Source organism: Mycobacterium sp. (assembly GCF_036488105.1).
Taxonomy (GTDB): Bacteria; Actinomycetota; Actinomycetes; order Mycobacteriales; family Mycobacteriaceae; genus Mycobacterium.
Map to the genome: position 1 here is coordinate 1 of NZ_DASXHW010000526.1, position 11,744 is coordinate 11,744.

Sequence of the window (11,744 nt, forward strand, 5' to 3'; positions counted from 1 at the left end):
CCCTGAATTGCCCGGATCAGCCTGTGCCGGCGTGGCCACCCCGAGCACGGCGGCGAAGCCCGCAAGCATGACAAGGAATCGCATGGCTTCATCCTCGTACAGATTGACGCCGATGTCTCGTCCGATCTCAACCCGCATGACGATTGCTGATCCGGCGCCGATACGCGTCATGCAAATGGGCCAGACCGGCGATGACAGGCGATTGGATGCTCCGAGGGTGACACGTTAGCGGCGCTGTGGGGTGGTCATCGCCGGCCGCCGTCGATGGGAATGTTGGCGCCGGTGATGTAGGAGGGTGCGAGACTCGCCCGTGGGCCAGGCCCGGATCCAGGACCGCAGTGCATCAGTCCGATAGAAGAATGAGCAATTGAACACGTCGTCTGCCGGTGTGAATTCGACATGACCGCGGCGTGACCGTTCGAGATGCCTTCCCGCGTTCGTCGAACAGGCGTGGCCGGTCCGGGCTATGAATCAAAGGTGAGCAACCACAACGTGAACCTGACCCCGCAGGAAAACTCGCTGATCGCCGAGGCTCATTTCGAGGCTCTCGCACGTATGGACGCGAAGTCGCTGAAAGATCTGCAGAGTCGGCTCAGGCATGCGCGCGATAAGAACTTCAGCTTGTTGCGGCGCCAGGGTGCGACCCGAGTTGAGGCCGAAGGTGCCCGTGGCGCCGCCCAGCCGGCCAACGAAAAGCGCGGAGAAAAGGTGGAGGTTTTCGACGAGGCGCTGGCTCGAGTGAACCAGTGCCTCGAAGCCTTCAATGACGCCGAGTAGCAGCCGGCTCTGTACGGCTTGATCCTATTGACGGCGAACTGAATTCAGCCTCGGACGGGGGAAGCAACGGTCCGACCTGCTGGCTCCGGACATGACTGCACTCGCCCAAGGCTGACACGCGGACTGTTGGTTTCTGCCGACCAAAACTTGTTGGGGCGAGCCATGTTCCATGAGCTGACGACCGCTACCGACATCCTTCTTACTTGTCGGCGCGATGGCCTTCGCCATCATCAGCCAAGTAGGTGACGCAGTACCATTGGCGATCGGGCTGGACGCCGACGCCGTCGGCGTCCGTGGGCGTTGCCTGCTCCAAACGGACATCGGTGAGATGTGGATTCTGCAGGCGGATAAAGTCTTCGAGCTCGGCGTTTCGTGCGGCTCCGGTGAGAGTTCTCTCCGCAGGCGCCTTTCCCTCGTACCTCGACCAGCTCACGCCTGACATCCTGCCTTGAATCTGTAGTCAGCCGCATCGGACTGCGCTTACTTCGACGATGATGGCGCAGGCGCCGACGGCATCGCGTCGCGAGTCGCGTAACGTCGACGGTCATAATCGACCCGTGACAACATCGTTCGCAGTAGCGGACCTCCGATGAACGCGACCCTGCTGGCGAGCGGCATCGCAGTCGTCGAACTCGGCGGGCTCATCGCGCTTGGGGTGCTGCTCATCGTGTCGCGACATCAGCTGAAGGAAACCCGAGCCGACCTCCAGCGCGCTCGCCAACCCGGGATTGGCCGCCGGCGACCGCGCCCCGGCCTCGCACCGTTCGCGATCAGGACGGCATGGCGGACGGCCGACTCACTGATCACCAAAGGCATTGGCGCCACAGTCCGTAACTCGATCGAAGACCTGGCCGGCTGGGCGCAGGTCGAGCGTCCCGATCTCGCACGACTGACCGCAGACGGTGATGTCGTGATCGCCTTCTCCGACATCGAGGACTCCACAGCACATAACGAACAGCTGGGGGACCGCGAATGGGTGAAGATTCTGGAGCGCCACAACCGGCTCATCGAGAAGCTTGTCGCTGATCACGGCGGGCACGTGGTCAAGGCCCAGGGCGATGGATTCATGATCGCGTTCGCCGACACCGAACAGGCGGTGCTGTGCGGGATTGGCATCCAGCGCGCGTTGCTCAAAAACGCTGAGCAGTGGGCGGGCATCCGCGTCCGGATCGGTATCCACATCGGACCGTCGGTCCGACGCGGGGACGACCTTTTCGGGCGCAACGTCGCGATGGCCGCCCGGATCGCCGGGCAAGCCGGCGGTGGCGAAATACTCGTCAGCGAGGCGGTGCGCGAAGCGATCCACGGTGTGCCCAACATCGACCTATCCGAACCCCGCGAGGCCGAACTCAAAGGCCTGCAGGGCACTCATCAGCTCTACGCCGTCAAGGTGCCCGCCTGACCGTTTACGGCCGGATTTCCACCTGATCGTTGGGGTTGAAGTAGCGCTCGGTACCGTCGCCGAACGTCACTGTGCACAGCTCGGGCAAGAAGCCGCCTTCGTGCGGTGCGAGTTCGCACACAACCCTGGTTGCGACTCGCTTCCACGCGTCGTCGCCTTCGCCGTACTCGCGGAGCTGGTAACCCGGCAAGCGGTTTGTGAGATCGACTGCCCGCATTTGGAGCACCCGGCTTGATGGCATCGGCATAGTTTCCAATTCTGCCCAGCGTTTCTTACGGGCATGTGACGTCTAGGGGTTGGCATGCTGCGTTTGCGGCCGCTGGCGTACCACCGTGGGCCACCAGAACCACGGCCCCAGAATCGCAAGGATGGACGGCACGACGAAAGATCGCACGATCAGCGTGTCAAGCAGCAGGCCGATACACACGGTCGACCCGACCTGGCCGATGGTTCGGAGATCGCTGGTGAGCATCGCCAGCATGGTGAACGCGAACACCAGACCGGCCGAGGTCACCACACCACCGGTGCTGCCGAGCGCGCGGATCAGACCGGTATGTATCCCACCGTGAAGCTCTTCCTTGACCCGGTTGATAAGCAGCAAGTTGTAGTCCGACCCCACTGCCACGAGAATGATGAACGTCAACGGCAGGACCAGCCAGTGCAGATGCAGGCCGATCAGGTGCTGCCACAGGAGTATGGAGAGCCCGAACGCCCCGGCGTACGAGAACGCCACTGTGCCGGGTATGACCAAGGCCGCCACCAGACTTCGCGTGATGAACATCATGATCAAGAAGATCAGCACGAAGGCGGCGATTGCGGCGATCAGCAAATCGGATGCGGCGTATTGCTTGATGTCTTTGTCGTTGGCTCCCGAGCCACCGATGTAGACCCGTGCGCCGGCCAACGATGTCTCCTTGAGAATCGTTTTTATTGCATCGGGGAACATTTCGACATGCTCCACACCTTCGGGGCCCATGGCATCGCCCTCATGGGTGACGATGAAGCGGGCGGCCTTGCCGTCCGGCGACATCATCAATTTCATGCCGGTCTTGACGTCTTCGTTGTCGAAGCCTTCGTGCGGGATATAGAAGAAGTCGTCGCTGCGGGACTTGTCCCAGTCGTTGCCGACATTGATCGAGTCGTCATAGGTCTGTTCGGTCGACAGGGATTGCAGATCCGCGGATCCGTAACTGTTGACCAGCTTCGCCTTTAGTGCCTCGGTGTCGTCGGCCGTGGCCTTCAGCTGGGCAATGATCTTCGGAAAGGTTTCGTCCACCACCGCGAGAGAAATCCGGGCGTATTTGATGTCCTCAGCCAGATGGTCGATCTGATCGATGGTCGCGAACACCGATCTGAACGTCCAGCAGATGGGAATGTCGAAGCAGTGCTTCTCCCAGAAGAAATAGCTTTTCAAGGGACGGAAGAAATCGTCGAGATTCGAGACGTTGTCATTGATCTCGTTGCTGACGTGCTCCAAATCCTCGATGGTGAGTACCGTCTTATGCAGTTCATCGGAGACCCTTTGGAAGAAGTCGATCTCTTTCCGCAACACCGCGACGGAGTCTTCCTGAATCTTTGCCTGTTCGTCGGTGTTGTTGTTCTGCTCCCGGTTGAACGGCAACTGTTGACCGTTTCCGCTGCCCTGGGTGGTGAACAAGTAGGGAATGCTGGCGTGCTCCAAGGCACGGCCCAACGGCCTGGTCATGCCTTGCACCATGGCCACACCCTTCAGGCGAATCAGAGCTCTCGCGACCCGGTCCAGTGAAATGAAGTCGGCCGAGTTGCGCATGTCGTGGTCGGTCTCGACCATCAGCATCTCGGAGAACAGTTTGCTTTTAGGAAAGTGCCGATCGGCCGCCTGGAAACCCAGATTGGCGGGTGCGTCGTGCGGCTGGTACTGCCGGTCGTCGTAATTCTGTCGGTAGCTCGGTACGAAAATCGCTCCCAGCAACACGACGGCGGAACTAGCTATGAGGATCGGCACCGGCCAGCGCACGACGCTCGCGCCGATCCGCCGATACACGTGCGCCTTGACTTGCTGCCTCGGGTCGAACATCCCGAAGAGGCTGCCGAGCGTCAAAACCGCCGGGCCGAGCGTCATTGCCGCGGCGATGGTGAACAGCATGGTGATCGCCACGGCCGGACCCATGGTGTGGAAGTAGTTCAGGCGCGCGAACGTCAGGCAGTAACACGCGCCAGCGATGGTGAGCCCCGATCCGATGATGATCGGCGCGACACCTTTGTAAGCGATGTAGAAACTGTCTTCTCGGCTTTCGCCGGCCAGGCGTGCCTCGTGATAACGACCCATCAAGAAGATGCCGTAGTCGGTACCTGCTCCAAGGGTCAGTGCAATGACGATATTCACCGCGAACGACGACAGCTCGATGTATCCGAGATGCCCGAGGGTCGAGATAATCCCTTTGGCGACAAGCATTTCAATGAGGACGCCGAGCAAAGGCACCAACAGCGTGGGAGGCGAGCGATACACGATCAGCAACATCACCATGATGAGGACGATCGTGACGATGGTGACGTTGTTGAGGCTTGCGTTGGCGATGCTCAACGTGTCCGATGCCAGCGGCGCGGCGCCGCTCACGAAGACCTTGAGTCCGGGCGGCGGCGTGTCCTTGGCGATGATGTTGCGGACGGCGTTCACAGACGCGTTCGCCTCGATCTGTCCGATGTCGCCGGCGAGACGCAACAGCGTATAGGTGCACTTGCCATCGACGCTTTGGGCGCCCGCCGCGGTGAACGGCTTGCCCCACAGGTCCATCACGTACTGCACGTGCTTGGTGTCGTGCTGCAGGCGCTGCATCAAATCGTCGTAATAGCGGTGGTCTTGGTCGGCCAATGGACGGTTCGCCTCGAAGACCACCATGGTCAAGTTCGTCGAATTCGATTCGCGAAACTTCTCGCCGATGTGCAACAGCGCTCGCTGCGACGGCGCATAGTGCGGGACCATCGGTCCGGCGAGTTCTTCGGCGACGTCCTCCACCTTGGGCATGAAGGCAGTCGTCGTGACCGCGAGAAAGCCCCAGAAGAAGATGATCGGTACCGCGAAAGTCCGGACCATTCGCGGGATGAAGGGGCGTTTGACCTTCGGCTCGTCCAGGCGATGTTCGCTCATGCGGACTTCACTCTGCACTCGACGTCGGCGTCTTGGTGGTTACCCTTCTGCTCGTCGCGGACGACGCCGTCGACCAGCATTCGGCAGCCCACCTGACCGCCGTGAACGTGCACGGAAATGCTGCCGGACGCGACCGTCAGCGTCGTGGTCTCCGTGTGGGACCACGGCAGCGTCGTGACATCCACTTGATGCGGATGTCCGTCGATGTCGACGTAGACAAGCTTTCCGCCTTCGCCGACGGAGCCGAACACCTCATAGGTGAGCCGTTTGATATTGAATTCGTCCGGCGCTTGTGGACCGTTGACCGTGATGACCGGCTCCGGCTCGGAGAATTGATGCACTTTATACATGAGCAACAGGCCGGCGCTCACTGCGATGACGGCAACCAGCGGCATCCAGATTCGCGCTAGGACAGTCCTCCCGACTGGACGAGGGCTCACTCGATCACCTTTCCGAACGCGTTCTCCCGGACCTCGTGCTCTCGATCCGACCCCTCCGTCGGATCGATATGTCAATCAGGTTGATATGCGGCCGTTAAGACAGTATCAGTACTGAACGGACACGGCTACTACGTGGGAACGGTATCACCTGCCATCGCAGTCGGCAGCGCGCACAACGGGGCCTCAGGCCACCACCTGTACGGTTCGCAAACGGCCCTTGAGTCGCCTCGCCCGGGTGAGTTGAATGGCAAGGTTTGTCGAGGTCAACATCGGAATCACACCAATGAAGTGTCGCTCCGAGGGCGCCGCCCCGTGTAAGTGTTCAAGACCACCGAAAACGTAGTAACAGGAAAGCGCGAACAGGGTAAAGGGGATGCACAAGGCCATCGGGTTGCCGCGGATAGCGACTATGCGCTGTGCGTACTCGAACTCCTCTGGTGTCATGGGTTCGCGTTTGCGCAACTTGCGTATGACCCGCGGCGCAGCTCGGATTTCCTCGCTGAACGGAAGGGTAGGTTGCCGCTCCAACCGCCGTACGTAGATAAATGCGATGGAGAGCAGGATCAACGTCACCGCCAAGGCGATCAACGTCAGCAGACCCCAGAAAGCCGTAGTCACGTTCAGAACCTAACACCGCGTGCGGGATCTGACCGTTCGTCGACAGCGCCGCACCTTGCTGTCCGCAACTGCAAGACTGACGACATGCCAGCGACCACCACCCGCGTGCGCAATGCCACCGACCACGACGCCGCTGCGTGCGTGGCGATCTACCGTCCCTACGTCGAGAACAGCACGGTGAGTTGGGAACTCGACGTCCCGTCCATCAGTGAGATGGCCGCACGGATTGCCGCTGCCGGCGACACGCACGCCTGGCTCATCCTCGAACACGACGACCAGATCGTCGGATTCGCCTACGGACATGCCCTCAATCTCCATCTCGCCTATAGATGGACGGTCCAGACCGGCATCTACATCGACGGCGACCATCATCGTCGCGGCGCCGGCCGCGAGCTGTACACGCAGCTTCTCGACCGGCTCGGGGAGCGCGGCTATCGGCGAGTCCTAGCCGGCATCACTCAACCGAACGATGCCAGCAACGCCTTTCACCGATCTTTGGGGTTCCGGGAGGCCGGTATCTATCGCCGCGTTGAATGGAAGCTCGAGTGCTGGCATGACGTCGTATGGATGCAACGCGATCTGCCCGGCACGGCCGACAGCGATGACCCAGCCGGCTCGATCCTCTGACTCGTTCTGCTCGGCGGCGGGTACACCCGGATCTGACACGAACGGAGAAGCATGAGCGGAAGCGTCCAAACCGGAACAATCACGACCCGTGTTCCGGCACGTCTGGATCGGCTGCCGTGGTCGCGGTTTCACTGGCGCGTGGTCGTGGGCCTCGGCGGGGTGTGGATCCTGGACGGGCTCGAGGTCACGATGGTCGGCAATGTGTCGTCGCGCCTCACAGAGCACGGCAGCGGTATTGCGCTTACCCCTGCGGATATCGGGGTGGCGGCGGCGATCTATATCGCCGGGGCATGCCTGGGTGCGTTGGTGTTCGGTCACCTGACCGACCGCTTCGGCCGGCGCAATCTGTTCATCCTGACCCTCGCGGTGTACTTGACCGCGACCGTCGCGACGGCGTTCGCGTTCGCGCCGTGGTTTTTCTTCCTCGCCCGGTTCTTCACCGGCTCAGGCATCGGAGGGGAATACGCGGCGATCAATTCAGCGATCGACGAGCTGATCCCCGCGCGCGTGCGCGGTCGCGTCGATCTGGTGATCAACGGGACATACTGGCTGGGATCAGCCGCCGGAGCCGGCGGCGCCCTTGTCTTGTTGGACACGTCAAACTTCCCGGCCAACATCGGATGGCGGCTCGCGTTCGGCGTCGGCGCCCTCTTCGGCATCTTCGTGCTGCTGGTCCGGCGCAACGTTCCGGAAAGCCCGCGCTGGCTGTTCATTCACGGCCGCAACCAGGAAGCCGAGCGGATCGTCGGCGAGATCGAATCCGACGTCCAACGGGAAACCGGCCAGCCGCTGCCGGAGCCGCAGGGCAAGCCGCTGAAAATCCGTCAGCGCGAGACGATTTCGTTTGTCGAAATCGCCCGGGTCGCCTTCACGCTGTATCCGCGGCGCGCGATCCTCGGACTGGCGTTGTTCATCGGACAGGCGTTTCTCTACAACGGCGTGACGTTCAATCTGGGCACCTTGCTGAGCGGCTTCTACGGAATCGACGCCGGCAAGGTGCCGTTGTTCTACATTCTGTGGGCGCTGAGCAACTTTTTCGGGCCGCTGGTGCTCGGGCGGTTCTTCGACACCGTCGGTCGCAAGCCGATGATCGCGTTGTCGTATATCGGCTCGGCAGTGATGGCCGTCGTCCTCGCGGTTCTGTTCGTGAACCAGACCGGCGGCGTGTGGACATTCATCGGCGTGCTCGCCGCGACGTTCTTTCTGGCTTCGGCGGGCGCCAGTGCTGCCTACCTGACCGTCAGCGAGATCTTTCCGATGGAGACCAGAGCGCTGGCGATCGCGTTCTTCTACGCGGTTGGCACCGGGATCGGTGGCATCAGCGGGCCGCTGCTGTTCGGCCAGCTGATCGGTTCCGGTCAGCGCAGCGAGGTGATGTGGTCGTTCCTCATCGGCGCGGCAGTCATGGCCGTCGCGGGTCTGGTGGAACTGTGGCTCGGTGTCGCCGCCGAACAGCGCCCGCTCGAAGAGCTGGCTTTGCCATTGACCGTGGCCGACGCTGAACGCGACGAGAAATCCGAATAGCGGGATTAATGCGTCGGGGAAGCCACAACGTCGTTAACGCCGGCTGAACTTGGGCCAGCTATGAATTCAAATGTGCGGAGACGGGGCTGCGCCCTGACCGCAACTTTGGAAGACTGGGGCACCATGAAACGTCTGATGATGCTGGTCGGCGTCGCCACCATGACCATCGTGGCGGCACCGGCGTACGCCGACCCTCCGACTCCTCCCAATAACGACGCGGACTTCGTCCAGCAGCTCCACGCGGCCGGGCTTACCTATCAAGACCCTGCCAAGGCGGTCACAGTCGCCAAGGACGTGTGCGATTTGGCCGACAAGGGGACTCCTCAAGCCGAGATCGAGAAAAACCTTCAATCGCAGAACCCGTCATTCAGCGGGAACGGCGTAAGGAATTTCGTCATGCTCGCGGCCGCTGAATACTGCCCCAAATATTTACCTAGCAAATATCAGGCCAGCATGACTCCTAGCCCCTCGAAACCGCCTGGCGAGGCGAGCCCCGCGAACCCGCCTAGCGAGGCTAGCCCCCCGAAACCGCCTGGCGCTTAACGAAACTAAGCCCCGCTGCGGACTACCCGGTCGGCTGCTGCACGCATTCGTTCTGACAGTCGAAGCAGATCGTGCTCACCGACCCCGTTCTGAAGTGTGTAAGCAAGTTGGCGCAACTCGACGGCGCAGCTGCGCATTTCATCTTGGAGTCGCGACTCAACGGGCATAGTGGTCTTCTCCTTGGGCGGGATGGGCGGTGGTCCCGACAATCCGATACGCAAAATGTACGCAGTCCAGTCGCCAACCGGCGAGAGATGTCGAGGCGTTTTTACGAGAGTTTGACATGTTGTTTACGGCTTAAGCCTTTCGGCGCGTTCGTCAATTGCCATCGGCGTCCACTACTTGGCACTCACATCAAGCCGACCGGAATGAACCCGTTTCGCCGGCAACGGCCTGGCGGGGCAGATCGCATGTGGTACCGATGGGTGGCTCGTATGTCATTGTGCCGCAATGACATCGCCATGTTTGGTGTCGTCCGCACGAGCAGACGGCGCTGTTCGCCACTATTCGTTCGACCCGCATGAGATGGCCGCGTGGACAGCGCAATGGCGGCGGCGCCGCCCGACGAGCCGGCGGAAACCGCACCAGTTCACCGACCGCAGACATAGGGCGACCGTATGCGCAGTTTCTGCGTGCGACATTAATAAATCAAGTGGACTAGCTGAGAAAAATTCAGCTCGTTGCCGCGTCATTGCACGCGCTAATTTATCGAAACAAACTGAGCATTCCTATGTTTCGCGTGCCGGAGCTACCTCCAGGTGTTAGCTTCGGTCCGTGCCCGAACATGGAGAACGACTACGGGTCGGCGTGCTTGGCGCCGCCCGCATCGCGCCATTGGCGCTCATCAAACCGGCCAAGGACAACGGCGACGTTGTGGTGACTGCGGTGGCGGCACGTGATGGCTCACGCGCTCGGGCATTTGCTGCCAAACACGGCATTGCGCACGTCCACGAAAGCTACGAGGCGCTGCTGGCCGACCGCGACATCGACGCGGTGTACAACCCACTGCCGAACGGCTTGCACGGCAAGTGGACTCGGGCCGCGCTGGACGCCGGTAAGCACGTGCTGTGCGAGAAACCGTTCACCGCGAACGCGGACGAAGCCCGTGAGATCGCCGACCTGGCGGCGAAGTCGGACCGGGTCGTGATGGAAGCTTTTCACTACCGCTACCACCCGATGGCGTTACGTACCGAGCAGATCATCGCCTCGGGCGTAATAGGAAAGCTGCAGCGAGTCGAGGCGGCCTTGTGTTTCCCGCTGCCGAAGTTCTCCGACATCCGTTACAACTACCCGCTTGCCGGCGGCGCACTGATGGACGCGGGCTGTTACGCGGTCCACATGGTCCGCACGTTCGGCGGGTCAACGCCGGAAGTGGTCTCGGCCCAGGCCAAACTGCGCGATCCCCAGATTGACCGGGCGATGACGGCGGAGCTGCGGTTCGCCGCGGGCCATACCGGGCGGATCCGCTGCTCGATGTGGTCGGTGCGGCTGCTCGAGATCAGCGCTCGTGTGGTCGGCGACCGGGGCGAGTTGAAGCTGTTCAATCCGGTGACACCACAATTCGTCAACCGGCTGTCCGTTCGCTCGCCCGAGGGCAGACGTGTCGAGCGCTTTACGCACCGCCCGTCCTACGCATATCAGCTCGATGCGTTCGCCGCGGCGGTGCTACGAGGCGAACCGGTGAAGACCACGCCCGAGGATGCGATCGAGAACATGACCGTCATCGACGGGATCTACCGTGCGGCCGGGCTACCGCTGCGCCAGCCGAGCTGACCACCTGAGGCGCTAGGGCGCATCGGGTCGATTCGTCCATTCCCGATCGGGTCGGCGTGACGAGCGGAACCATCCGCCCGCGGCGCCGGTGCCGCCGTCGGTCGGGATCGTGTGACCGGTGACGAACGCCGACGGGTCCGACGCCAAGAACAGGATCACCTGGGCCTGATCCTCGGGCAGGCCCTTCCGCCCGACCGGCACCCACTGCGGCCATTGCGCCTGCTCGTCTGCGGAAAGCCACTGCGAGTAGGGCACCTGCAGGGATTCGGTGACGTCGGGCCCGATCGCATTGACGCGGACGCCATCGCGGCCGACCTGGACCGCCAAGCTGCGGGTGAAGTGGATGACGGCGGCCTTGAAGGCGGCGTAGACCGGATCCTCCGGATACCCGCGCAGACCTTCGACCGAAGAGACGTTGACGATCGCGCCGGAATGCTGACCGATCATCGCGGGCAGGAAAGCATGCGTGACCAGGAAAACGTGATACAGGTTGATCCGGTAGAGGTCGTCCCACAGCTGTGGATCGGTGTCGACGAAGTTGCCGGGGTGACGCAGCCAGTGACCGACGTTGTTCACCAGCACATCCACCCGACCATGACGCTCCAGCACCGATCGCGCCAGGTCGGCGACCTGACCGGCGTCGCGGACGTCGGTCGCCGCCGCCAACGCCGACCCGCCCGAAGCCGTGATCTGCTCGGCGGTCAGCTGAGCGAGCTCGGCGTCGATATCGGCGATGACTACCTGGGCGCCGTGGTCGGCGAATAACCGCGCGGTCGCCGCGCCTATACCGCCGGCGCCGCCGGTCACCACCGCGATCCGGTCGTTGAGCAATCCGTCCATACGCGTCAGGATGCCTGACATCGGCCAATCCTCGTCCCAAGTCTACGAATGCTGATGGCAGTCGGGACCCCTC

General features: G+C 62.0%; 12 protein-coding genes. 6 read left to right on the plus strand and 6 right to left on the minus strand.

Annotation, left to right across the window (positions count from 1 at the left end; genetic code table 11):
- Positions 1–477: 477 nt before the first annotated feature.
- A complete protein-coding gene (locus VGH54_RS27680; RefSeq protein ID WP_331515327.1) occupies positions 478–777 on the plus strand; it encodes a hypothetical protein in 300 nt (99 codons plus the stop codon).
- Between the two features lie 199 nt (positions 778–976).
- On the opposite strand, the gene VGH54_RS27685 is transcribed toward VGH54_RS27680, so the two are convergent.
- Entirely contained in the window at positions 977–1,219 is a 243-nt protein-coding gene (locus VGH54_RS27685) for a hypothetical protein (protein ID WP_414688826.1), read from the minus strand.
- A 147-nt stretch (positions 1,220–1,366) separates the two neighbouring features.
- On the opposite strand from VGH54_RS27685, the gene VGH54_RS27690 reads away from it, so the two are divergent.
- Positions 1,367–2,179 (plus strand): adenylate/guanylate cyclase domain-containing protein, encoded by an 813-nt coding sequence (locus VGH54_RS27690; protein ID WP_331515329.1) that lies wholly within the window; start codon positions 1,367–1,369, stop codon positions 2,177–2,179.
- 4 nt (positions 2,180–2,183) lie between these two features.
- Here the strand turns inward: VGH54_RS27690 and VGH54_RS27695 are convergent, their stop codons facing one another.
- The 4 genes from VGH54_RS27695 to VGH54_RS27710 all read right to left on the minus strand — a co-directional run bounded on the left by VGH54_RS27695 (position 2,184) and on the right by VGH54_RS27710 (position 6,364).
- On the minus strand, positions 2,184–2,396 hold the full coding sequence (locus tag VGH54_RS27695; protein ID WP_331515330.1) for a hypothetical protein: 213 nt from the start codon (positions 2,394–2,396) through the stop codon (positions 2,184–2,186).
- Between the two features lie 72 nt (positions 2,397–2,468).
- Positions 2,469–5,306: an RND family transporter gene (locus VGH54_RS27700; RefSeq protein ID WP_331515331.1), complete on the minus strand. Its 2,838-nt coding sequence runs from the start codon at positions 5,304–5,306 to the stop codon at positions 2,469–2,471.
- Positions 5,303–5,701, minus strand: coding sequence for an MmpS family transport accessory protein (locus VGH54_RS27705; protein ID WP_331515332.1), 399 nt, complete (start codon positions 5,699–5,701; stop codon positions 5,303–5,305). Before VGH54_RS27705 ends, VGH54_RS27700 begins: the two co-directional genes overlap by 4 nt.
- Before the next feature lie 228 nt (positions 5,702–5,929).
- A complete protein-coding gene (locus VGH54_RS27710; protein WP_331515333.1) occupies positions 5,930–6,364 on the minus strand; it encodes a hypothetical protein in 435 nt (144 codons plus the stop codon).
- 84 nt (positions 6,365–6,448) lie between these two features.
- Here VGH54_RS27710 and VGH54_RS27715 point away from each other — a divergent pair, with 84 nt between their 5' ends.
- The 4 genes from VGH54_RS27715 (at position 6,449) to VGH54_RS27730 (ending at position 10,831) form a co-directional block, all read left to right on the plus strand.
- Positions 6,449–6,991, plus strand: a complete 543-nt coding sequence (locus VGH54_RS27715; RefSeq protein ID WP_331515334.1) for an N-acetyltransferase family protein — start codon at positions 6,449–6,451, stop codon at positions 6,989–6,991.
- Between the two features lie 51 nt (positions 6,992–7,042).
- Positions 7,043–8,515: an MFS transporter gene (locus VGH54_RS27720; RefSeq protein ID WP_331515335.1), complete on the plus strand. Its 1,473-nt coding sequence runs from the start codon at positions 7,043–7,045 to the stop codon at positions 8,513–8,515.
- A 123-nt stretch (positions 8,516–8,638) separates the two neighbouring features.
- Positions 8,639–9,058, plus strand: a complete 420-nt coding sequence (locus VGH54_RS27725; RefSeq protein WP_331515336.1) for a DUF732 domain-containing protein — start codon at positions 8,639–8,641, stop codon at positions 9,056–9,058.
- Positions 9,059–9,832: 774 nt separating this feature from the next.
- The gene (locus tag VGH54_RS27730) at positions 9,833–10,831 is read left to right on the plus strand and encodes a Gfo/Idh/MocA family oxidoreductase (protein WP_331515337.1); all 999 of its coding nucleotides are present in this window, start codon (positions 9,833–9,835) and stop codon (positions 10,829–10,831) included.
- A 12-nt stretch (positions 10,832–10,843) separates the two neighbouring features.
- On the opposite strand, the gene VGH54_RS27735 is transcribed toward VGH54_RS27730, so the two are convergent.
- The gene (locus tag VGH54_RS27735; RefSeq protein ID WP_331515338.1) at positions 10,844–11,692 is read right to left on the minus strand and encodes an SDR family oxidoreductase; all 849 of its coding nucleotides are present in this window, start codon (positions 11,690–11,692) and stop codon (positions 10,844–10,846) included.
- Positions 11,693–11,744: the final 52 nt, after the last annotated feature.

Excerpts from the sequence above, each read along its gene's own strand:
- VGH54_RS27735 (WP_331515338.1), bottom strand. The coding sequence starts at position 11,692 with ATGTCAGGCATCCTGACGCGTATGGACGGATTGCTCAACGACCGGATC.
- VGH54_RS27690 (WP_331515329.1), top strand. The coding sequence starts at position 1,367 with ATGAACGCGACCCTGCTGGCGAGCGGCATCGCAGTCGTCGAACTCGGC.
- VGH54_RS27695 (WP_331515330.1), bottom strand. The coding sequence starts at position 2,396 with ATGCGGGCAGTCGATCTCACAAACCGCTTGCCGGGTTACCAGCTCCGC.
- VGH54_RS27715 (WP_331515334.1), top strand. The coding sequence starts at position 6,449 with ATGCCAGCGACCACCACCCGCGTGCGCAATGCCACCGACCACGACGCC.
- VGH54_RS27685 (WP_414688826.1), bottom strand. The coding sequence starts at position 1,219 with ATGTCAGGCGTGAGCTGGTCGAGGTACGAGGGAAAGGCGCCTGCGGAG.
- VGH54_RS27720 (WP_331515335.1), top strand. The coding sequence starts at position 7,043 with ATGAGCGGAAGCGTCCAAACCGGAACAATCACGACCCGTGTTCCGGCA.
- VGH54_RS27700 (WP_331515331.1), bottom strand. The coding sequence starts at position 5,306 with ATGAGCGAACATCGCCTGGACGAGCCGAAGGTCAAACGCCCCTTCATC.
- VGH54_RS27725 (WP_331515336.1), top strand. The coding sequence starts at position 8,639 with ATGAAACGTCTGATGATGCTGGTCGGCGTCGCCACCATGACCATCGTG.
- VGH54_RS27705 (WP_331515332.1), bottom strand. The coding sequence starts at position 5,701 with ATGCCGCTGGTTGCCGTCATCGCAGTGAGCGCCGGCCTGTTGCTCATG.